Origin of the sequence: Oceanirhabdus sp. W0125-5 (assembly GCF_027938815.1) — a bacterium.
Classification (GTDB): Bacteria; Bacillota; Clostridia; order Clostridiales; family Clostridiaceae; genus Oceanirhabdus.
Map to the genome: position 1 here is coordinate 3,430,508 of NZ_CP115913.1, position 19,614 is coordinate 3,450,121.

Annotated in this window: 22 protein-coding genes; 5 read left to right on the forward strand and 17 right to left on the reverse strand. The window is 28.4% G+C overall.

Annotated elements, in window-relative coordinates; translation table 11 throughout:
• Nucleotides 1-9 precede the first annotated feature (9 nt).
• The 9 genes from OW730_RS15835 to OW730_RS15875 all read right to left on the reverse strand — a co-directional run bounded on the left by OW730_RS15835 (nucleotide 10) and on the right by OW730_RS15875 (nucleotide 10,274).
• Nucleotides 10-1,197 carry an SPFH domain-containing protein gene (locus tag OW730_RS15835; RefSeq protein ID WP_271225020.1) on the reverse strand — a complete coding sequence of 396 codons (1,188 nt, stop codon included), beginning with the start codon at nucleotides 1,195-1,197 and terminating at the stop codon, nucleotides 10-12.
• Nucleotides 1,198-1,276: 79 nt separating this feature from the next.
• Complete coding sequence (locus tag OW730_RS15840; protein ID WP_271225021.1) at nucleotides 1,277-3,274, reverse strand: SPFH domain-containing protein; 1,998 nt, start codon at nucleotides 3,272-3,274, stop codon at nucleotides 1,277-1,279.
• 146 nt (nucleotides 3,275-3,420) lie between these two features.
• Nucleotides 3,421-5,676: an RNA polymerase recycling motor HelD gene (helD, locus tag OW730_RS15845; protein ID WP_271225022.1), complete on the reverse strand. Its 2,256-nt coding sequence runs from the start codon at nucleotides 5,674-5,676 to the stop codon at nucleotides 3,421-3,423.
• A 353-nt stretch (nucleotides 5,677-6,029) separates the two neighbouring features.
• Complete coding sequence (locus tag OW730_RS15850) at nucleotides 6,030-7,166, reverse strand: ribose-phosphate pyrophosphokinase (RefSeq protein WP_271225023.1); 1,137 nt, start codon at nucleotides 7,164-7,166, stop codon at nucleotides 6,030-6,032.
• Between the two features lie 71 nt (nucleotides 7,167-7,237).
• Entirely contained in the window at nucleotides 7,238-8,095 is an 858-nt protein-coding gene (locus OW730_RS15855; RefSeq protein ID WP_271225024.1) for a DegV family protein, read from the reverse strand.
• A gap of 111 nt (nucleotides 8,096-8,206) precedes the next feature.
• Nucleotides 8,207-8,461 (reverse strand): hypothetical protein, encoded by a 255-nt coding sequence (locus tag OW730_RS15860; RefSeq protein WP_271225025.1) that lies wholly within the window; start codon nucleotides 8,459-8,461, stop codon nucleotides 8,207-8,209.
• Nucleotides 8,462-8,474: 13 nt separating this feature from the next.
• Nucleotides 8,475-8,909, reverse strand: coding sequence for an SHOCT-like domain-containing protein (locus OW730_RS15865; RefSeq protein ID WP_271225026.1), 435 nt, complete (start codon nucleotides 8,907-8,909; stop codon nucleotides 8,475-8,477).
• Nucleotides 8,909-9,304, reverse strand: coding sequence for a DUF2089 domain-containing protein (locus OW730_RS15870; protein WP_271225027.1), 396 nt, complete (start codon nucleotides 9,302-9,304; stop codon nucleotides 8,909-8,911). The genes OW730_RS15865 and OW730_RS15870 overlap by 1 nt, the downstream gene beginning before the upstream one ends.
• A 406-nt stretch (nucleotides 9,305-9,710) precedes the next feature.
• Nucleotides 9,711-10,274 (reverse strand): rhomboid family intramembrane serine protease, encoded by a 564-nt coding sequence (locus OW730_RS15875; RefSeq protein ID WP_271225028.1) that lies wholly within the window; start codon nucleotides 10,272-10,274, stop codon nucleotides 9,711-9,713.
• Between the two features lie 142 nt (nucleotides 10,275-10,416).
• Here OW730_RS15875 and OW730_RS15880 point away from each other — a divergent pair, with 142 nt between their 5' ends.
• Both OW730_RS15880 and OW730_RS15885 read left to right on the forward strand, forming a co-directional pair.
• Complete coding sequence (locus tag OW730_RS15880; protein WP_271225029.1) at nucleotides 10,417-10,620, forward strand: ATP-binding protein; 204 nt, start codon at nucleotides 10,417-10,419, stop codon at nucleotides 10,618-10,620.
• Nucleotides 10,620-11,198 (forward strand): 4Fe-4S binding protein, encoded by a 579-nt coding sequence (locus OW730_RS15885; RefSeq protein ID WP_271225030.1) that lies wholly within the window; start codon nucleotides 10,620-10,622, stop codon nucleotides 11,196-11,198. The genes OW730_RS15880 and OW730_RS15885 overlap by 1 nt, the downstream gene beginning before the upstream one ends.
• A 49-nt stretch (nucleotides 11,199-11,247) precedes the next feature.
• On the opposite strand, the gene OW730_RS15890 is transcribed toward OW730_RS15885, so the two are convergent.
• From OW730_RS15890 to OW730_RS15900, 3 genes are all read right to left on the reverse strand, one after another.
• Nucleotides 11,248-11,961 (reverse strand): lysophospholipid acyltransferase family protein, encoded by a 714-nt coding sequence (locus OW730_RS15890; RefSeq protein ID WP_271225031.1) that lies wholly within the window; start codon nucleotides 11,959-11,961, stop codon nucleotides 11,248-11,250.
• Between the two features lies 1 nt (nucleotide 11,962).
• Nucleotides 11,963-13,318, reverse strand: a complete 1,356-nt coding sequence (locus OW730_RS15895) for a helix-turn-helix transcriptional regulator (RefSeq protein WP_271225032.1) — start codon at nucleotides 13,316-13,318, stop codon at nucleotides 11,963-11,965.
• A gap of 138 nt (nucleotides 13,319-13,456) precedes the next feature.
• Nucleotides 13,457-14,020, reverse strand: coding sequence for a manganese efflux pump MntP (locus OW730_RS15900; protein ID WP_271225033.1), 564 nt, complete (start codon nucleotides 14,018-14,020; stop codon nucleotides 13,457-13,459).
• A gap of 337 nt (nucleotides 14,021-14,357) precedes the next feature.
• Between OW730_RS15900 and OW730_RS15905 the strand changes: the two genes are divergently transcribed.
• Nucleotides 14,358-14,714, forward strand: a complete 357-nt coding sequence (locus OW730_RS15905) for a DUF5658 family protein (RefSeq protein ID WP_271225034.1) — start codon at nucleotides 14,358-14,360, stop codon at nucleotides 14,712-14,714.
• Nucleotides 14,715-14,756: 42 nt separating this feature from the next.
• Here the strand turns inward: OW730_RS15905 and OW730_RS15910 are convergent, their stop codons facing one another.
• Both OW730_RS15910 and OW730_RS15915 read right to left on the reverse strand, forming a co-directional pair.
• On the reverse strand, nucleotides 14,757-15,539 hold the full coding sequence (locus tag OW730_RS15910; RefSeq protein ID WP_271225035.1) for a GNAT family N-acetyltransferase: 783 nt from the start codon (nucleotides 15,537-15,539) through the stop codon (nucleotides 14,757-14,759).
• 227 nt (nucleotides 15,540-15,766) lie between these two features.
• Entirely contained in the window at nucleotides 15,767-16,090 is a 324-nt protein-coding gene (locus OW730_RS15915; protein ID WP_271225036.1) for a four-helix bundle copper-binding protein, read from the reverse strand.
• 139 nt (nucleotides 16,091-16,229) lie between these two features.
• Between OW730_RS15915 and OW730_RS15920 the strand changes: the two genes are divergently transcribed.
• Nucleotides 16,230-16,511, forward strand: a complete 282-nt coding sequence (locus tag OW730_RS15920; protein ID WP_271225037.1) for a hypothetical protein — start codon at nucleotides 16,230-16,232, stop codon at nucleotides 16,509-16,511.
• A 16-nt stretch (nucleotides 16,512-16,527) separates the two neighbouring features.
• Here the strand turns inward: OW730_RS15920 and OW730_RS15925 are convergent, their stop codons facing one another.
• Complete coding sequence (locus OW730_RS15925; RefSeq protein WP_271225038.1) at nucleotides 16,528-17,772, reverse strand: GNAT family N-acetyltransferase; 1,245 nt, start codon at nucleotides 17,770-17,772, stop codon at nucleotides 16,528-16,530.
• Between the two features lie 293 nt (nucleotides 17,773-18,065).
• On the opposite strand from OW730_RS15925, the gene OW730_RS15930 reads away from it, so the two are divergent.
• Entirely contained in the window at nucleotides 18,066-18,200 is a 135-nt protein-coding gene (locus OW730_RS15930; RefSeq protein ID WP_271225039.1) for a hypothetical protein, read from the forward strand.
• A 71-nt stretch (nucleotides 18,201-18,271) separates the two neighbouring features.
• On the opposite strand, the gene OW730_RS15935 is transcribed toward OW730_RS15930, so the two are convergent.
• Together OW730_RS15935 and OW730_RS15940 are read right to left on the reverse strand one after the other, a co-directional pair.
• Nucleotides 18,272-18,688 (reverse strand): MarR family winged helix-turn-helix transcriptional regulator, encoded by a 417-nt coding sequence (locus OW730_RS15935; protein ID WP_271225040.1) that lies wholly within the window; start codon nucleotides 18,686-18,688, stop codon nucleotides 18,272-18,274.
• 139 nt (nucleotides 18,689-18,827) lie between these two features.
• Nucleotides 18,828-19,574: an EFR1 family ferrodoxin gene (locus tag OW730_RS15940; RefSeq protein ID WP_271225041.1), complete on the reverse strand. Its 747-nt coding sequence runs from the start codon at nucleotides 19,572-19,574 to the stop codon at nucleotides 18,828-18,830.
• Nucleotides 19,575-19,614: the final 40 nt, after the last annotated feature.

Here is a 19,614-nt window from a genome sequence, read left to right on the forward strand (position 1 = left end):
CTCCTCCTATTAAGCTTTAGTTCCACATTCAGGACAGAACTTCGAAGAATCGCTTAATTTTGCTCCACAACCTTCACAGAACTTCTCTTTATTTTGCTTCTCACCACATTCAGGACAGAATTTTGATCCAATTTTTATTTTTGCCCCACATTTTGAACAATTCATCATATTTTCCTCTGGAACTAATGTTTTTGTCCCACACTCTGGGCAGAATTTATTATCCTTGCTAATTTTTTCTTTACATCCACTACAAGTTATCATTTCCTGTGTTTTTTTATCTATTTCAACAGGTGAATGAGATATTGATTCACTCTTATTCTGTGAATTAACATTGTTTAATGTTTGTGCCATAATATTACCTAACGCCGCACCAGTACTTAACCCTATCCCTGCATTAGCCATTATATTACCTTCATTTTGAGCTGCATCTCTCATTGCATCAGCTGCTTGCAGTCTAGTATAATTGTCTATCCCACCGCCCATAGACATAGCTCCAACTGATGCTCTCTTATTCATCGCTTCTTCAACTTCATCTGGCACAGAAATGTTTTCTATATAAAGAGAAGTTAAAGTAATACCTAAATCATTAAACTTACTCTGAAGCTTATTTGTTGTTATTTCACTTAACTCATCATAGTACATTAATAAATCTAATGCCGCAACCTTGGATTCACCTATTGCATCTGTTAATCCTGAAATTATCATTCTTTTTAACTGACCTTCAATATTTTCAGTATCAAAAGATGAATTTGTTCCAAAAACCTCTTTTAAGAATACTTCAGGACTACTTACTCTAAAAGAGTAAATTCCATATCCACGAATCCTGATTACTCCAAAATCTTTATCTCTCATCATTATAGGGTTTGATGTCCCCCATTTATTATCAGTAAATTGTCTTGTATTTACAAAATAAACTTCGCTTTTAAATGGTGAATTAAATCCATATTTCCAAGCTTTAAGTTTACATAAAACTGGAAGATTCTCTGTAGAGAGCGTATACCTTCCAGGTGGAAAAATATCTGTTATTTCTCCTTCATTCACAAAGATAGCCATCTGCGATTCTCTGACTGTAAGCTGTGCTCCCATTTTTATTTCCTTTCCTTGCACCGGAAAACGATATACCATTATATCTCTAGAGTCATCTGTCCATTCAATTACTTCAATAAATTGACTCTTAATAAACTTAAAAATCCCCATATATAATCAACCTCCAAATTCAATTTAACCATTTATTATATTATAATACAATTTTTACAATTGATATAGTTGTTTATTTTTATTCAATAATGGGAATATCCTCTTCTTTTATATCATCTTCTTTATTTAGAGAGTTTAAGATACTATCTTTTATCTTCATTGCTCTAGCATCATTTTTTTCTTCACATTTTTTATCAAAATCAACTCCAAGTTTCTCACTTACAAGCATTCCCATTAGCATTTCAAACACATTACCACTTTGTCCTTCAGCACCCCCCATAGTTACTAAAGTTTCAGGAACTATTTTAATCTGTGATTTTTCAATTGCTTGAGTAAATTTACTCATAATCTCCTGCATAACTTGATATTGTGGTCCTCCATATGCTTTTACCTGTTCATCTACTGCTATTGCTTTACCAATACCAATTCTAGCTTCCTTTTCTGCTTCAGCTTCAGCTATAGCTTTTATCTTGGAGGCTTCTTCTAATGCACGTCTATATTCTGCTTTACCTTTATTACTTTGAATTTGAATATTAATTTCTGACTCAGTTAAAAACTGCTGCTGAGACGCTCTTGATTGAGCTTCTCTAAATTCTTTCTCTTTAACAGCTGCTTTCTCTTGTTGAGAGTAAGTTTCTATTCTTTCTAATGCTATTTGTCTTTCTCTCAATTGAGTAAGTATATCTTCAATTTTATTATCATTTTCTGATGAAGAAGGAGTCCCTATCAACACTTCTTCTAAATCTAAATTATAATGTCCAAACTTTATTTTCATTTCTTTAGAAGAGGTCTCTTGAATATCACTTCGCTCTTGGATTAATTGTATTAAAGTTTTAGTTTGACCAATATTTTTAAAATATGCAGATACCATTGGATCCAGTGTCTGATCAACAAGTTTTTTAATGTCTCCAAATCTTTGAATAACTAATGGTGCTTTCTTATAATCTATGTGAAGAACAACTGATAATGGTAATGATGGTTGAAATGCGTCTTTAGTAATTAAAGTTACCTCTTTCAAATTCTCATCATAACTATGAGTACCACTTTGATTACTTATCCATTTTAAAATTATATTCGTAGTAGGAACCGTTACAATTTTACCTGAATAAGTATTAAAGGCATATTTACCTGGCATAAGCGGTTTGTTCCATACCCCACGACACCCTTCTTCAACTAATTCACCATGTTTGTACCCTTCTCCACTTGAATCTTCTCCACGGGGACCAATATACGATACCACAACTCCTACAAAACCAACATCAACAACTGTTTTTTCAATAAACTGAACTGTTGCAAATAATCTATTTATAAAGTAAGTTCCTTCTACAAGAACCTGATGTTGTCTACCTCTAAAACCACCTGCATGTAAGAATTTTTCTGGATCTTGGAAGTTATTGTGATAAGTGTCCTCATTATTTGAATCATCCCCTACAGTAGGTGCTATTATATCATTCTTATTTAATGAGGGACCATCATGAACCGTTACAATTCCAACTTCATCATCGCTGCCTTTTATAACTATTGGATTAAATCCATTTCTCTCTTTTAGTATTTGTGCCATATTCTCAATAGACACATCTTCTGATTTACTTCCTAAAGGAAGATAATAGGTTTTATTATTTGTAATAATTACAAATTGTGCTAGGTTAAAAGCATAAGTCCCTTCTCTAACAATCCCCCTCTGTGGTCCTTTCTGACCTCCATTATTCAAAAATCCTCGTGTATTTTGGAAGTTATTTCCTTCAAAAATCACTTTACCTAATGTTTGAGTTGGATCAAGAGGTTTACCATCCCTTGCAAAAACATAGGCTATTTCACCTTGTGGAATTGTCACCAATGAACATTTATGAATCTTGTACATCAATGGAGTTAATAAATGAATACCCCCTCTTAGTAACTCTGGTTGATATCCTGCTTCTCCATTTAATGCAATGATTTTTTCATCTAATGCCCCCTTAGGCGACCACCATTTCTCAACAACTGCAATTTTGTCATTAGGGATTACTCTTACACCTATGCCCCACAATATAATAGCTAGCACAAGAACTATTCCCAAAATTATAAATACTACTGCCATGAAAATACCCCCTTTAATTTTAGATATAAAGTATTTTATACTTTATAATATAGTTATAATTTTAGCATGTAATTATATACCATTAATTACAAATTTATTACAAAATAAAAAGAGATATTCCCATTCAGAATATCTCTTTATCAAATTTATAATAAATTCGATTTTTCACCTAAAGAATATATATTTAATTTATGAAGAGGTCTTGTCAAAGCAACATAAAGTAGTTTTACATCCATTTGATTAAATGCGTACATTTCTTTTGAACCATTCGCAACTATGACCATATCAAATTCTAATCCCTTTACCAAGTATGAAGGGATAATTGCAATACCTCCATTGTATTTCTTTTCATTTCCTTGTATAAGAGTTAAATTTTTATTATGCCCTTTCAATATTTTCTTTATTTTCATACATTCATCCAGTGTTTTGCATATTATGGCAAGTGAACTATAACCCCTACTTTCCATATTATCAATATCCATAGATATATTTCTGCAAATCTCTTGGTACGAGTCAAGTTCAATAACCGAAACATCATCCCCATGCCTAAGAACAGGTTTAGCTGGAGGAAGCTTCTCATCATCTAATTTTTCAATAACAGAACTTGCTTTATCCATTATCTCAACAGTTGTTCTATAACTTTGATCTAGTTTTAAAAATGTACTCTTAGTTTCTGTAAAAATCTTATTGGTAACATCCTGCCAATCCTCAATTCCTCTATAACTGTTAATTCCTTGGCATAAGTCTCCTAATATTGTCATAGAGCTACTTCCTATTAAAGTCTTTAGCATATATAGTTGAAATAAGCTAAAATCTTGAGCTTCATCTATTACAACATGTCTCACTGTAATTTTTTCATCCAATCCAAATATGCTATACTTTAATAACAGCAAAGGTGCAAGATCCTCAATCTCATATAGGTTTTGAATTATTGAATCAATGGTTGATGTACATGTATCTTTTACTAAGATGTCTTCTAGTTTTGAATCCACTAACTTTTCAAGAAATTCTCTATAGTACTCTTCAACAGTTCTATACTCAATCTTTTTTAGGTAATCATTTACTAAAGTTTTAGATTGCTTTTTGATTTTTTCAAGTAATAAATCTCTTTCATCTGTCATTTTAATAAATAATTTTCTTCTTTCTGGGCCATCTTTCATCTTATGCCTTATTTGATTAAGTTTTTCATCATATATAAGTTCAACTTTATCTAGGAGTTTTTGTTTATTTCTTTTCAAAACGTTGTTTAAATGCTTCTTCATTTCATCGATTCTTTTCTTGAATGGAAGATGTTTATATTCCTCCTTAAAGAGTTTCATCAAATTTTCTCTAGATATAAGTTTGAATTTGTATATTTTAAAATCTTCATCAGGAAGAAAGGATTCTTCTAAGTAATCAATATATTCTTCTAAAAGATCTTTAAATTCAAGGGAAGATTTAAAATGTGATATTTCTTTTACTGTAGAATTGCCTATATTGCTTGACATTGATTTGTTAACTATATTCCCAAGTTTAATATATCCTTCTCTTATCTTTACTTTCTTCCCTAAAACCATTCTAGCAAAGTCTTCATAAGTAGTTTGAATAACCTTATCCACACCAAGTTCTGGAAGAACTTCAGAAATATAATTTAAGAAGAATCTATTTGGAGCAATAATCATAAAATTATCTGGAGTAAATGTTTTTTCATAAGTGTATATAAGATATGCTATTCTATGTAGAGCAATTGTTGTCTTTCCTCCACCAGCAGCCCCTTGCACTATCAATGGCTTCCACATATCAGCTCTTATTACTCTATTCTGCTCAGCCTGGATTGTTGATACGATATCTTTTAATCTGTTGTCAGCATTAGCCCCTAAGGAAGCCTGTAGAAATTCATCATTTGTGGTAATGTCGATGTCAAAATAATCTTTAAGATTACTATTTTCGATGCTATATTGCCGTTTTAGTGAAATCACACCATTAATGATTCCCTCTGGACATTCATAATGAGCCTCTCCAATTCTCCCTTCATAATATAAGTTTGCAATTGGAGCTCTCCAGTCTATTACCAATAATTTATGAGTCTCTTCGTTCATTAGTGAAGTTTTACCAATATAGAGGTTTTCATCTTCATCTGATGAATCTTCTTTAAAATCAACTCTTGAAAAATATGGTTTATTAAGACTTTGAACAAGGTTTTGCACTTTTGTTTTTAAATTAGATTGTAACACAGAATTAATTACAAGTTCATTAAATTGTTCAGCATTATCAGAGTTGAAATGCCTTATACCATACTCTACCTCCTCATCAATTTTAGCTACTGTTTTAATTGTTTTGTCATAATAAATATTAAGATGCTTTAAAGTTAAATCCAATCTTGAAGATTCCATTAAATAATCTGATTTCTTTTCAATACACATATTAATCACCTCACAAGTTTTGTGGGTCTGAGACATATTATATTGTAATACATTTTCCAATTAAATGAAAATGTTATTTAAGTTTATTTCTTCTTTTCAAAAACTCCCTTTCTAAGTGTTCAATATAAAACTTTAGTTTTCTTAATTTTTCTAATATTTTCTTGACTATATTGCATTTTTAGTTTATAGTATATATATAGTATTTAAATTATATATTAAAATACAATGGTTATGCGAAAAAACAGATATTATTATAAATTTTAAAAGTTACTATTGAAATAGTAGCTTTTTTTGCGCTTATTATATACTAATAAATAAAAAAAATCCTATTATTTATAGGATTTTTTATTTATCTATTCTTTTTTCATCTTTATTTCATCAAGATATGTTGTATCATGAACTAATGGTCCGATAGATAAATCCAAGTTCAAATTATTTATGATACCGCCTATTAAATTTGACATATCTACCTCTCTAAACCAATCTGAATTCCTAGCCTCTTCTGGGATATATGTTAGATTAGTGGAATAGACTTTATCTATCAATCCATCTTTATAATACTTATTGAATTTCTTAACCCCTTTTGCAAATAATGCAAATGTAGCTGATACAAATATTCTTCTAGCTTTTCTCTTTTTTAATTCATCAACTATATCGAATATGGACTCTCCAGAGGAAATCATATCATCTACAATAAGAACATCTTTACCTTCAATTTCTCTTCCCATATACTCATGTTGAACTATGGGATTCTTCCCTCCAATAACCTTTGAATGATCACGTCTTTTATAAAATAATCCAACATCAAGACCAAGAACACCTGAATAATATATAGCTCTATCCATAGCACCTGTATCTGGACTAATAACTAACATTGACTCTTTATCAATTTGTAAATCTTCTTCATGAATAAACATTTTGATTATTTCTTGAGAAGGATATATATTATCAAAAGAAATCAAGGGAATCGCATTCTGAACTGTAGGATCATGTACATCAAAAGTTATAATATCTTTAACTCCTAATCTTTCTAATTCTTGCAATGCAATTGCGCAATCTAAAGATTCTCTACTTCTTCTTCTATGCTGCCTGCTAGCATATAGGAGAGGCATTATAACGGTTATTTTTCTAGCCTTCCCTTCAATTGCCGATAAAACTCTTTTTATATCTTGAAAATGATCATCAGGACTTTTATGATTAGTAAAACCAAACATTTCATATGTACAACTATAGTTTCCAATATCACATACTACATAAATATCTTTACCTCTCACACTGTCATTAAGTACAACTTTTCCCTCACCATTAGAAAAACGAACTTCATTTTTAGAAATTAAATACGATTCTTTCAATGTACCCGAAAACTCTGACATCTCCATTCTTCTTTTAATAAGAGAGTTATTGATCTTCTGACCTAGTTCCTTGCAGCTTTCTAAAACAATGATTCCTAATTCACTATTAGGTTTAATTGTTCTATTTGGGTTCTGCATTTAACCACCTCCAAAACATTATCACTTATAAAGTAACACAATATTTTAATTATTGCAAAATATTATAAAATTTATTCTTTATATTTTGATAATGTGAAGACCCCAAGTCCACCAATCCCTATATGAGAAGCTAATACACTTCCAATAGTAGTAATTATAATTTTTCTATTAGGATACATATCATTGATTCTACTTTTTATGAATTCAGCAGAATTAATATCATCTGCATGTGCTATCCCAATATATTCACAATCTCTAACATCCATCTCATCTATAACATTATCAACAATATATTTTAAAGATTTTTTACTTCCTCTTAATGATTTTACAACTTCTATTGCACCATCCATAATAGCAAGTACAGGTTTAATATTCATAACAGTACCAATTATTGCTTTACTTTTAGGAAGTCGACCACCTTTAGTTAGCCAATGCAAATCAGTTAAGGTAAAGTATTGACTACAATTGTCTTTATAAAATTCTATAGAATCTATTAACTTACAAAATGAAGCTCCATCATTAATCATTTCTATTAATTCCATAACCATTAGTCCTATACCTATAGATGCCGCTTTAGTATCGATTACTTCCATATTAATTTCAGGATAATCTTCTCTCAATTCTTCCATAATCAATTTAGCTGCTTGAAAAGTTCCGGATAATTTTGAGGATAGAGATAAATAAATAAAATCTTCTCCTTCAGCACACTTCTTAGTGAATACCTCTCTAATTACATCTAATCTTGGTAGAGAAGTCCTAGGCACTATCCCTTCCTTCATATATTCAAAAACTTTTTCAATTTTAATATTTTGTTTATCAAAGTATTCTTCATCTTTAATCAATACTCTCAATGGTAAGACATCTATATTATTTTCTTCTAGAAATTTTATTGGCAGATCACATGTACTATCTACAATAATCTTAATCATTATAATTCCCCCTAACTTGGTTTATAGTTAAAGTATAACACAAGAGATATATAATTATAAAAACAAAAGTATCCAAGTATTTATAAATTAAACAGTTGGATACTATCAATATTATACTATTAACTTAACCTCTGTACCGTCTTTTTCTACTGCGTGAAGAACAACTAAACCTTTGTAATTACTTAACTCTTCAATATTGTCAGCTATAATTGATAAATCAAATTTTGATAATGCATTACTCTCTTGGTTATCTTTCTGAGAACTATATGCTTTTTGAATACTCTTATTTATACCCATTCTAATTAGCCAGTTAGGAATAGGAATATTAATTTTCTTTCCCTGATCAGTTACAATTTTTAGTTTCATAATATCACCCCTGTTAATCAATCACTATCTTTATGTGTTCACCTGAATCAGTTTCAACTTCAAGAATTTTTCCTTTCATTCCTGAATCTGCAGCTGTTAAAATACTATTCATTAATTCCTCTGAGTTAACTCCTTTAATATTGGAATTTATAGTTGGCATCTTTCCTGTAGCTTTTATCATTCCTACTATAAATTTTAATGGCAATGTTATCTTTACCTTTTCACCATCTGAAGAATGCACTTTAATTCTTAACATCCTTTCACCTGGAATTTTTTGAACATCTTCATGGCAATCAAAAGACTGTATTAAATTAGTTTTTGCTTCTTCCCTAACCACCTCTTTTGAAACCTCCCCTTGTTTTATTGCTTCAATAAGCTTAGCTCCTTCTTCTGCTGTTATTTTGTTTTCCTGTACCATATTAAGCACCTTCATGACTTCAGACCCCATTATATTTCCCCCATTTTTTTTATTTCTCTTAAAGCTGTGTCAAAATCTATATTACCATCTTCTAACTCTTTAAGAATTTTTAATTCATCCTTTGAATCATCAGATGATTCTTTCTTTTTACTCTTCAAATCCTTATCTTCAATTTTTTTTGCTATCTTATCAAGTTTACTTCTTACTGTAGGATAAGATAACCCCAAAACCTTTTCAACATCTTTTATACTCCCTCTACACTTAAGGAATACTTCAATAAACTTAAGTTCTTCTTTATTCATAGTCATAAATTTATCAAAAATAAATTCATTTTCAATAACAGTGTTGCATTCATTACATTTCATTCTCCGAACTGTAAGCTGTCTATTACACACTGGACACTTATGTATTATTTGAACGCCCATTATCACCCTCCTAGAATAATAATATACTTTTATTATATATTACAATATTTGTAAATTCAAGAAAGTATAAATTAAATTCATATTAACATTAACTTAATTAATAAAAAAGGTTTGCAAAATAAATATAATTAATATTAATTACACTTATAATGCAAACCTATTTATTTTAAATTATTTATTAATACTATGTTTAAAATCTTTGTTTCTGTCAAGAATTAAAATGTGCGAATAAGAAAGGCATCTTATTCTTTTTATATTAGTCCCCTTAAGTTTTGGCATGTGTTTGCGCATGCCTTTCTTTTTTTTGAGTTTCTATAGTGAAACTTAATTTATACATTCTCAAAGTCGCGGTGGTTCTATAAGTTTTGAGTGTGAATAAATCCAGTTTTCACTTGAAATCTTTTTATCATTCTTTTAATAAATAATAACCAAACCCACTTCCGCATAACCCACCTATCACATGTGTAAGTTGAGAAATATTATCATATTGAGTAATTCCTACATATAGTTCTTTTCCAACAAAAACCAAAAACACAATAATTAATGTTAATGGAATTTCTCCCGCTCTTGTATTAACCACTGAACTTAATAAAATTAGCATAAATGCGATACCACTTGCTCCTAATAAAATTGTATTAAAAAACAAACTATTTATTACTCCAGTTACGAAAGCTGTAATTAATATCATAATCAATAATTTTTTACTTCCATACTTTTCTTCAATAATAGGTCCTACTATTAGGATTATCATGAAATTCCCGAAAAAATGTTCAAAGTTACCATGACCCAATACATGTGAAAATAACCTTATGTATGTAAGGGGATTTAAAAGGGACGAACTATAATTTGAAAATAACCTCGTTGAATATCCTTTAGTTATCACTCCCAGTAATAAAACAATAAAGCTTAAAAAGGTAAAACTTAATATTACAGGTGAATTATATGTAATTTTATTTATTAGTTTTTTCATCTTTCCCTCCTATGTTTAAATATATATAGTATTTTATCATAAATCTTTTGAATAGCATATTATTCACATACAAATTAATAGTCACAAATATCTATATATCAGTATATATTAATATATAGATACTTACTTTTGAGGTGATTTTGTGAAAAGAAAAAAAGCTAGAGTAGATAAGGATTATTGTGCTGCTTGTGGAGCGTGTATGAAAGAGTGTCCGAAGAAAGCAATTAAAATCCATAAAGGACTATTTGCTGTGATTGATATAGAGAACTGTATTGGATGCGGTAAATGTGAAAAAATATGCCCTGCATCAGTAATTACTTTGATTAAGTCTAAGGAGGAAAAGTAATGAGAAATAAAAAATGGCATGAATACTTATGGATAGTTTCTATCCTTTACCTGATGCTAGGATTTTTTAATATACTGTTTGCATGGATAGGACTTCTGTGTTTCTTAATACCATTAGGAATTTCTATTACTGGTGGAGGAAAGACCTATTGTAATAAGTATTGTGGTAGAGGTCAACTTTTTAATATCCTTGGAACAAAATATAAACTTTCCAGAAAAAAATCTATCCCAAAATTTATTAAAAGTAAATGGTTCAGATATGGTTTTCTTACTTTCTTCATGTTTATGTTTGTTAATATGCTCCTAATTTCTTTTTACGTGTTTAAAGATGTCCGAAGTCTAAATGAAGTTATTACACTATTTTGGACTTTTAAAGTACCTTGGAACTGGACAGAAATTTCTTTTGTTCCTAGTTGGGTAGCACAATTTGCTTTTGGATTTTATAGCTTAATGCTTACTTCAACTCTTTTAGGAGGTATTACAATGTTATTATACAAACCAAGATCATGGTGCGTATATTGTCCAATGGGTACAATGACTCAAGGAATTTGCAAACTTAAAGAAATGAAAAACAAATAAAATCAACAGCACCATACTTTATATTCAAGTATGGTGCTGTTTAATCATATTATAATTTACTACATATTATCTGTTTAACTTTTTCTGGCAATTCATTTTGTTCTTCTTTTGAAAGATCTTTTGTTTCTATCATGGGATGTATGTACAAATTAACCTCAGCTGGTTTGATCTTATTTTTATTCTGTTCCATAAGTTTGTAACTTCCATCAATTGTTACTGGAACTATAGGCACCTTAGCTTTAGTTGCTAATTTAAAACTACCAGCTTTAAATTCACCAACATCTCCCCCTTTACTTCTTGTACCTTCAGGGAAAATAACTAATGAATGCCCCCCCTTGAGAATCTTAATCCCTTCTATTATAGCTTGTGCGGATTTTCTAATATTACTTCTATCCATAAATACACAATTCATGAATTCCATCCAAGTCCTAATTAGAGGCACCTTTTTCATCTCTACTTTTGCAATATAACCTTTTGGCTTATTAATATAACTCATAAAAAGAGCTATGTCAAAATTCCCTTGATGATTACTAATAAACACTACTGGTATATCCTCTGGTATATTCTCTTCACCAAAGACATTTATTTTTGCTCCACTAACTTTAACATGGTTCTTCGCCCATTTTGAAGTAATATCATGTATATATTTTGTAGCTTCTTGTTCATCAAGAGTTTTTTGTAATCTTTTAACCTTATACATTTGCGGAATTTTAAGAACTAAGCTTCCTGCAAAGTTCGAGTACCATGCAATTGTTCTAAGCATTTTAAGCCCCTCTTTCTTTATTTAAGTTTCTAATAAAATATATGATTTCAGATATCTTCTCACTATTATTTATAGAATTATAGTATTCTATCAGATTATATACTAACAATGAATCTAATTTCAACATTCCATTATTTAAAGCCTTAAATATATCTTCTTTAATACTTTCAACTTTTTCTTCGTCTTTACTAATTTTTGCATCATCAAGTAGCTTATTTAATGCAAATGATAGGAAATTATGTAATTTATATTTCATTGAAGAGCTAATGATTTTTTTTAGGTATTTATCTTTTAATTCATTATATCTCTCATCTTTTAAGTTATCGTAAGCGTCGTAAACATGTTTACATAACTCGCACATAAACCTATAATTATGAAGTGAAGGATAAGTATCGATTAAATTATCTAACTTAAATAGATATTCTAGATAGTTATCACCAGTATCAAGATAAGTTTCTATAATATTTGTTAAAACTAATGCTTTGTGATGAATATTCTTATCATGCCAAACTATATCTTCTAATAAATGAAAATATATATCTATAGCTTGTTTATATTTATTTTGTTCTCTTAAGCAATTTGCCTTCAAAATTGCCATTGCAATAATATGAAAAGAATGTTCTCGAAGAATTTTTTCAGGAATACTTTCAAACTTTCGAATTTCCTCTAATACTTCTTTAATTCTATTTAGTTTCTTTAGAATAATAATTCTATTGTGCATGAAAGTCACCAAATAATTTATCTCAATTCTATCTATAAATCTGTCACTAATTAATAATCCTTCTTCATATCTTTGAGTATTTCTGGCTACATCCAATATAGCGATCATTAACTGACTTATAAATTCATTGTCAGCATCTTCACTTAATACTAACTCATTTACTATTGAAAAATACCTAAAAGCTTTATTATAATCCAGATTAAATTGATAGTATTTTGCTAAATAAAAATAAACCTTCATCTTGCAATCATTTACTTTGTATTTATTTATAACATCCATTATTACATCTAGATTTTTAAAACCTGGAAAATTCTTAAATTTCTCCACTCTATTTTCTTCTAAATATTCAATATACCTTTCAGAAATTCTTCTAACCTGCTCCTCTTCTGTGAGATATATTTCTTCTGGTGAGGTTTCATATTCCAAGCCTCTTTTTCTCAATGATTGCATTAGATTATTATATATTAATTTTGATGATTTTATTGTCAAAGGTGCTTTGTTGTTCTCAATCATACTAATCATATTACGAGTAATGTCATTTCCACTTAATTCAGTTTGTTTTAATCCTAATGATTTACGTAAATTCTTTAGTCTCTCTCCTTGAGATAAAATATTTACTTCAAATTTATCACACATATTAACACTCCACAACAATAAAAATTTATTATTATTTAATCTTAGCATATCTTGGTATCATAGTAAATATTTTAATAACAAAGTTTAAATGCTATTTGCACCTTATTAATCTTTATACATAGTACTTATTAGTTAGCTTTAAATAATTCCTAGGTGTTCTAATAAGATTTTTATTCCCATTAATACCAGAATAACTCCACCAAATATTTCAGCTTTTTTATTGAATAATTCTCCAAATTTTTTACCAATAAGAACACCAATAAAACATATTACATAAGTAATAACTGCAATAATAAATGTAGCATACAAAATATTTACTTCAAGAAAAGCAAAACTTACACCAACTACTAACGCATCTATACTAGTTGCAATTGATAAAATTGTAAGTGTTTTTAAGTCCAATGGATTCTTCTTACTTTCATCCTCCTCATTATCAAACGCTTCTCTAATCATTTTTACACCAATACACCCTAATAAGATAAAAGCTATCCAATGATCTACACTCTCAATATAATCACTAAATTTTATACTTAAAGCCCATCCTATAAGAGGCATAACTCCTTGGAATACTCCAAAAAACAGTGCTATTTTCAATGCATGCCTTACTTTTAATTTTTTAATTGTAATACCACTTGTAATTGATACTGCAAATGCATCCATTGCTAATCCCACAGCAATAATAAAAATTGTACTAAATGTCATCTGAAAACCTCCTTTATTTTTGACAACAAAAAGAGACTTAAGCATAACAAAAATTATGCATAAGTCTCACTATTTAAAACTTAGCCAGATGAAAACTCATCAGTATGTTGACTAAGCTACATATCAAATATGCTAGCTACTCCCCTATGTAATCATAAGAAAATATTAAATTCTTCTATAATATATCATAAATATTATCTATTGCCAATAAAAAAATTTCCTATAACACTAAATTCACTTAGATGTAACAATTTTATAAATAAATATACAATTAAGTATTATTTTAGTAAAAGTGAATATAATATCTTATAATAATTATAATAATGAGGCGGTTCATATGATATCTTTTATAAGAAACCATAATATTTATAATATAAAAAAGAAATTTTTACTTCTATACATATTAAACCTTTCTGACATTATATTCACACATATTCTATTGGACAGCGGATTATTTATTGAAGCCAATCCATTAATGTCAGGAATAGTACAAAACTCTTCTGCAGGAATACTATTTAAAGTTTTTTTACCTGCAATCTTATTTTTATTTATATATAAGAGAATGCAGAATGCAACTATTAACCAACTATATTATTCTAATATTCTTATTAATATTATTTTAACCTTTTATGTAGTTATTAATATATCTCATTTATTCTGGATACTATCTATCCTTATTTTTATAAGGCTATAGTTATACTCTCAAACTACTAGTAAAAGTTGTTATTTTATTCTTTTATTTAAATTGCACGTTTAAAACTCTATGATTAGCAATAAAACCAGCTTTTTCTAGAGTACTTTTTGACGCTAAATTTTCTATATCACAGCATGCCATAGGTTTAAGACCTTTACTATAGCAATGCTCTTTTAATTTCTTAATAATATAGGTTCCGATACCTCTTCTACGGTATTCTTCTGCAACTACAACACCGATATCACCATATTTTTCGTTAGATCTTATTATTCTAAATTCACCAATTCCTAGCAATGAGTTTCCATCGTATAAAACAAATAAATTGTCATTTTCAATCAAATTTTCATAATAACCATCATAAGCATCATCACATTTTAATCTTATACTATCAATATCCCCTTTATTTGCTAATCTGAATGTACTGCTACTAAAAGTATTAAATTTGTGATTCATGTTCTGATTATCCTCAAAAAGATACATATCAACCTCTAAACTTTTTTGGCTATCAAGACATAAGGTTAGATAATCTACTTCTTTAGTTGGCACAGCGGCCTTCTTTACTTTATTGCTCTTTATAATATTATTAAATATTTCTGGTGCGTTGTTATAATATTCTCTTGAAACATAGAATTGCACTAATGTCTTATCTTCATCCACAAAAAAATGACCTACCATTTTTTTATCGTGTTTTATCTGGTAACAAAGTGCTGTACCAATTACTACGTTTTCCCAGAAGCCATCTATTGGACTACCTAAAATTTCAATATACTCCTTATTTAATTCCCATCTTTTTTTTGATGATTCCACTTTTAATAATTCTATCACTCAATTCCCCCTTAAAACATTTAAAATGATTATGTTTTTTTGTTTTACTAATTAAAATAAAATCTAAACATAATCATATTATAAAGGTTTTAACTAATAAAAAAGTAGGTATAGAACAATTATAATCAATCGTTACTCTTTTAATATCATATAAAATATTATACTTGCACTATACACAACACCTCACTTAATAACTAAAAGTGAGGTGTTGTGTATCTTATATAATTTTATTCAACCATTGCAAAATTTCTGCATTCTCTTGAACAGTCTATGCACATTTTAGCACAATTCTGTGATTCTAAGTCCTTAAATTTCATACACTCTTTACCACATGTATCACAAATATATGAACATAGATTAGCTATATATTTTGCAAATACACTGTGACGAGAAATAAATTTTGATGTTAAGGTACAAATATCAGCACAATCACGTAGTAAATGTATTTGCCTTCTTCTTACTTCAACATCCTCTTCTTCTCCTAAGAATGTAATCATATACTCACACATAGATTCACAATTTTGAATAACCATAAGTATAGGGGTATGCATAATATTCTCCTTATAACTTACTTACATTAATAAGATATTCTTAAATTACTAAATAGTTCTTACTAACAGAATCACTTTTTAAAAGGTAAAAATATAATAATTAAGAAGGCAATAACTAATTTATTCTTAGGAGTTTAATATGCGAGAAAAAATATTTAAAATCAATTACTTTGACAAGCAAGAAATGTTGTGGTTTCAAAATAAGGAAAATATTGATATTAAAGTAGATGATCTATTTAAATTGAGACAGGAACATAGATATGAACACTCTAAATGGTATCATGAAACTGGCACCCCACCCATTGAAGCTCACATTAATAGTTTCCCTGATGAATTTGTTCAACTTCCTCCTTTGCTCCCATATGAAGAGTTCAAGGAGTATATACCCATTAAAGAAAATGAAAACGCTACTAGAATCTAATTCTAGCAGCGTTCTTTTAAAATTCAGTTAAGCACATAGGATGACATTCTGTAAATACTGAACTAACAGCTGTAATATAATTTTTATCAGAAATAGTTGCTCTACCATTCTTTATTAATCTACTGAATGGAATTACTCCTAATATAAGAGAAGAGAAATCAGAAACATCAATAGTAACTTCAACATCATACTCATCATCTTCTATATATGTCTCTCCATCTTTAAAATTTAGTACTACACTTTTATTGACTGCTTGTACTAAATTATCATGAATATTTACCTTAAGTTTAAAATTAACTGTTGATGTTAATACCGCCTTTAACTCTTCCATTAATCTCTCTAAATTTATTGTCCTATACATCTTTCCTATACCTGTAACACTAACCTCACAATGCATAGTATTAAACCCATCATTTAATCCATTAGTTGGATCACTGAGTATAAACTCAAGATATTCATCATTCATATTCATAATAACTCTTTGTACTTGATCTAGTTGCGAATGAATGAAAGTACACAATTCCCCTAATGCTTCCGGTGTTTCATAGATAATTTCTTGTACAATCATATTATTTTGATAAGTATATTCATTTTTTACTTTTTTAAATGTAAATGCTAAGTAACCTTGCAACACTCCTTCTTTCATGGAACCAATAATTATATTCCTATCATCAAATATATTATTTAACTCATACTCTTGTTTTTCAATTAATCCATGAGTATTTTTATATACTCTGTTGTAACAATCTCTTAATAATTCTTCATGTTCCTCTTTATTAAGATATATAAGATTTTCTTTTGAATTTCCTTTAGGAAAAGCATCTGGCTTCACCATATATTTGTAAACCTTAGTTCCATAGCCAAACCCCATATTCTTATAAAACTGAACATTGAAGGGATCTAATAAAATTATACTTACCTTTTCTTTTTCAGCATTATTTAAAGTGTACTCCATTAGTTCCTTTGCTATTCTTTCTTTCTTATGTAATAAATCTACACATACTAATCCAATACCTTGAGCATTTACAATTTTTGACCTTAGATTCATTTTGAAATTTAATAATCTTAATCCTCCTAATAGCTTCCCATTGTCAAAATAACCGATTAATCTCTCATTAGGACGATCATCAACTATCGTTTCTAACCACTTATTAATTCTATCAACAGATGCATTTCCTAACCCTGAACCTGGATATGAATTAGCTGCTACTTTTGCTAAATCTATACATTCACTTTTTTTAATTTCTCTTATAATTTTCATAAGACCTCCATTTTTCTACTTATTTATATGTAAACATGCTTTTATTTACATGAATATTATATCACTTTTATAAATTTTTCCCAATTAGTATTTTAAAACTAATCATTATGTAAATTAGCACTAGTTTTTTGTTTTGTTTACATTATTTTAGTTTACATAAAATCAAATATGTAAAATTACATTTTAATTAGTCACTACATTCCAGTATAAAATCATTCTCACAGGAAAAGCTAATACTACAAACTCAATTTTGGTATTATCTATTGAAAATATAATATAAAGGAGTGATAATTTTGCCATACAATAAAGAAACTAAAAGACCTATCAAAAGCAAGCAAGATAATCCTAAAGGTAAACAAGCAGAAATAATAAATGATAATGAAATAGAAAAACATAAATCTAAAGGTGTTATTAGAGGTATTGAATAATAATAAAAATATATAAAAAATGCAGATAGATTGTTAATACACATATCTATCTGCATTTTTTTATTATTAATTTACTCTATATTTTTAACCATTCTTTCAAGATAGCCATTAAGACTCCCCTTCTCATCTTGTAAAAAAGAATGAAGTAGTTTATTTTTAATTTCCTCAATTATATCTAAAATTTGAGGTTTTATTTCTTGTGCTTTAGTTGTAGCTTCAACATAATAAACTCTCTTATCTTCTTTTGATTGGTACTTTATTAAAAAATCATTTTTTTCCAAAGTATTAATCATTTCTGTAATTGTAGATTTTTTCTTCTCCAGTTGTTTAACTAGCTCTTTAATTTCTACTTTTCCATCATTAAAATACACAATAGACATTAACCATATATGACCACAGTTTATCCCAATTCCATTTTCTTTTAATTTAATTTGTAATTCCTTATTAATTCTTTCACGTATTATTCCTAATGCAACTAAAACATCCATTTCTTCACCTCTTAGATTAGACTCTTTATTATAGTTCACATTTGAACCATATATATAGTGTAGTCATTTTTATAATAATTATCAAGTCTCATCATTTAGGTAAATTAAATATCTTTACAATGAAAAATAATAAAAATTATTATTTTTTGCTATTAATTATATAGGCATTTTTAGGACATTTATTAAAACATCTACCACATGCTAAACACTCATTTTTAAAGGAAATTATTCCATTTTTTATTTCAATATTATTATTTGGACATTTTCTAACACATAGACCACATAAATTACATTTGTTTTGATCTACTCTTAAATACTTCTGTGCAAATGTTGGAATCCAGCTTCTATTCAGCATTTTATAAATTTCTTGATAAAATATACGTTTAACATTAGACTCATTTTCATTAAGAGTATATCCTTCTTTATAGGCTTTTACTAACTCATCAACTATGTTACTAGCCTCTTCTAGCCTATTTTTCTTTTCATGTTCAGATGTTTTCTCTTTCATCATCATATAAAAATTGTTAGGCATCAAAAATGCTTGTGAACTTATTACTTTAAGGCCGCGTTTTTCTAAATGTTTCTTTAAAGTAGTATGACCATAAGCCTTTTCCCAACTGTGAGTAACAAATGTAATAAACTCTTTATTTTTATTAAACTCATTATCAATATTTTGATCTATAAACTCTATTAGTTTTCTTGAAGCAACTTTTGAATATGTTGGTGAACCAATTATAATTAAATCGTAATTCTTTAATATATTATTGTGTTTTGTAACATCTATCAAATCTACTTCACTACATACTTCAATTAATCTTTCCTTAAACAAATGAGCAACTTTTAATGTATTACCTGTTCCCGAAAAATAAACCACTGCTGCTTTCATTATTATCTACTCCTTTTAATTATTATTTTTATCAATATAT

Excerpts from the sequence above, each read along its gene's own strand:
- OW730_RS15835 (WP_271225020.1), bottom strand. The coding sequence starts at position 1,197 with ATGGGGATTTTTAAGTTTATTAAGAGTCAATTTATTGAAGTAATTGAA.
- OW730_RS15840 (WP_271225021.1), bottom strand. The coding sequence starts at position 3,274 with ATGGCAGTAGTATTTATAATTTTGGGAATAGTTCTTGTGCTAGCTATT.
- helD (WP_271225022.1), bottom strand. The coding sequence starts at position 5,676 with ATGTGTATTGAAAAGAAATCAGATTATTTAATGGAATCTTCAAGATTG.
- OW730_RS15850 (WP_271225023.1), bottom strand. The coding sequence starts at position 7,166 with ATGCAGAACCCAAATAGAACAATTAAACCTAATAGTGAATTAGGAATC.
- OW730_RS15855 (WP_271225024.1), bottom strand. The coding sequence starts at position 8,095 with ATGATTAAGATTATTGTAGATAGTACATGTGATCTGCCAATAAAATTT.
- OW730_RS15860 (WP_271225025.1), bottom strand. The coding sequence starts at position 8,461 with ATGAAACTAAAAATTGTAACTGATCAGGGAAAGAAAATTAATATTCCT.
- OW730_RS15865 (WP_271225026.1), bottom strand. The coding sequence starts at position 8,909 with ATGGGGTCTGAAGTCATGAAGGTGCTTAATATGGTACAGGAAAACAAA.
- OW730_RS15870 (WP_271225027.1), bottom strand. The coding sequence starts at position 9,304 with ATGGGCGTTCAAATAATACATAAGTGTCCAGTGTGTAATAGACAGCTT.
- OW730_RS15875 (WP_271225028.1), bottom strand. The coding sequence starts at position 10,274 with ATGAAAAAACTAATAAATAAAATTACATATAATTCACCTGTAATATTA.
- OW730_RS15885 (WP_271225030.1), top strand. The coding sequence starts at position 10,620 with ATGAGAAATAAAAAATGGCATGAATACTTATGGATAGTTTCTATCCTT.
- OW730_RS15890 (WP_271225031.1), bottom strand. The coding sequence starts at position 11,961 with ATGCTTAGAACAATTGCATGGTACTCGAACTTTGCAGGAAGCTTAGTT.
- OW730_RS15895 (WP_271225032.1), bottom strand. The coding sequence starts at position 13,318 with ATGTGTGATAAATTTGAAGTAAATATTTTATCTCAAGGAGAGAGACTA.
- OW730_RS15900 (WP_271225033.1), bottom strand. The coding sequence starts at position 14,020 with ATGACATTTAGTACAATTTTTATTATTGCTGTGGGATTAGCAATGGAT.
- OW730_RS15905 (WP_271225034.1), top strand. The coding sequence starts at position 14,358 with ATGATATCTTTTATAAGAAACCATAATATTTATAATATAAAAAAGAAA.
- OW730_RS15915 (WP_271225036.1), bottom strand. The coding sequence starts at position 16,090 with ATGCATACCCCTATACTTATGGTTATTCAAAATTGTGAATCTATGTGT.
- OW730_RS15920 (WP_271225037.1), top strand. The coding sequence starts at position 16,230 with ATGCGAGAAAAAATATTTAAAATCAATTACTTTGACAAGCAAGAAATG.
- OW730_RS15925 (WP_271225038.1), bottom strand. The coding sequence starts at position 17,772 with ATGAAAATTATAAGAGAAATTAAAAAAAGTGAATGTATAGATTTAGCA.
- OW730_RS15935 (WP_271225040.1), bottom strand. The coding sequence starts at position 18,688 with ATGGATGTTTTAGTTGCATTAGGAATAATACGTGAAAGAATTAATAAG.
- OW730_RS15940 (WP_271225041.1), bottom strand. The coding sequence starts at position 19,574 with ATGAAAGCAGCAGTGGTTTATTTTTCGGGAACAGGTAATACATTAAAA.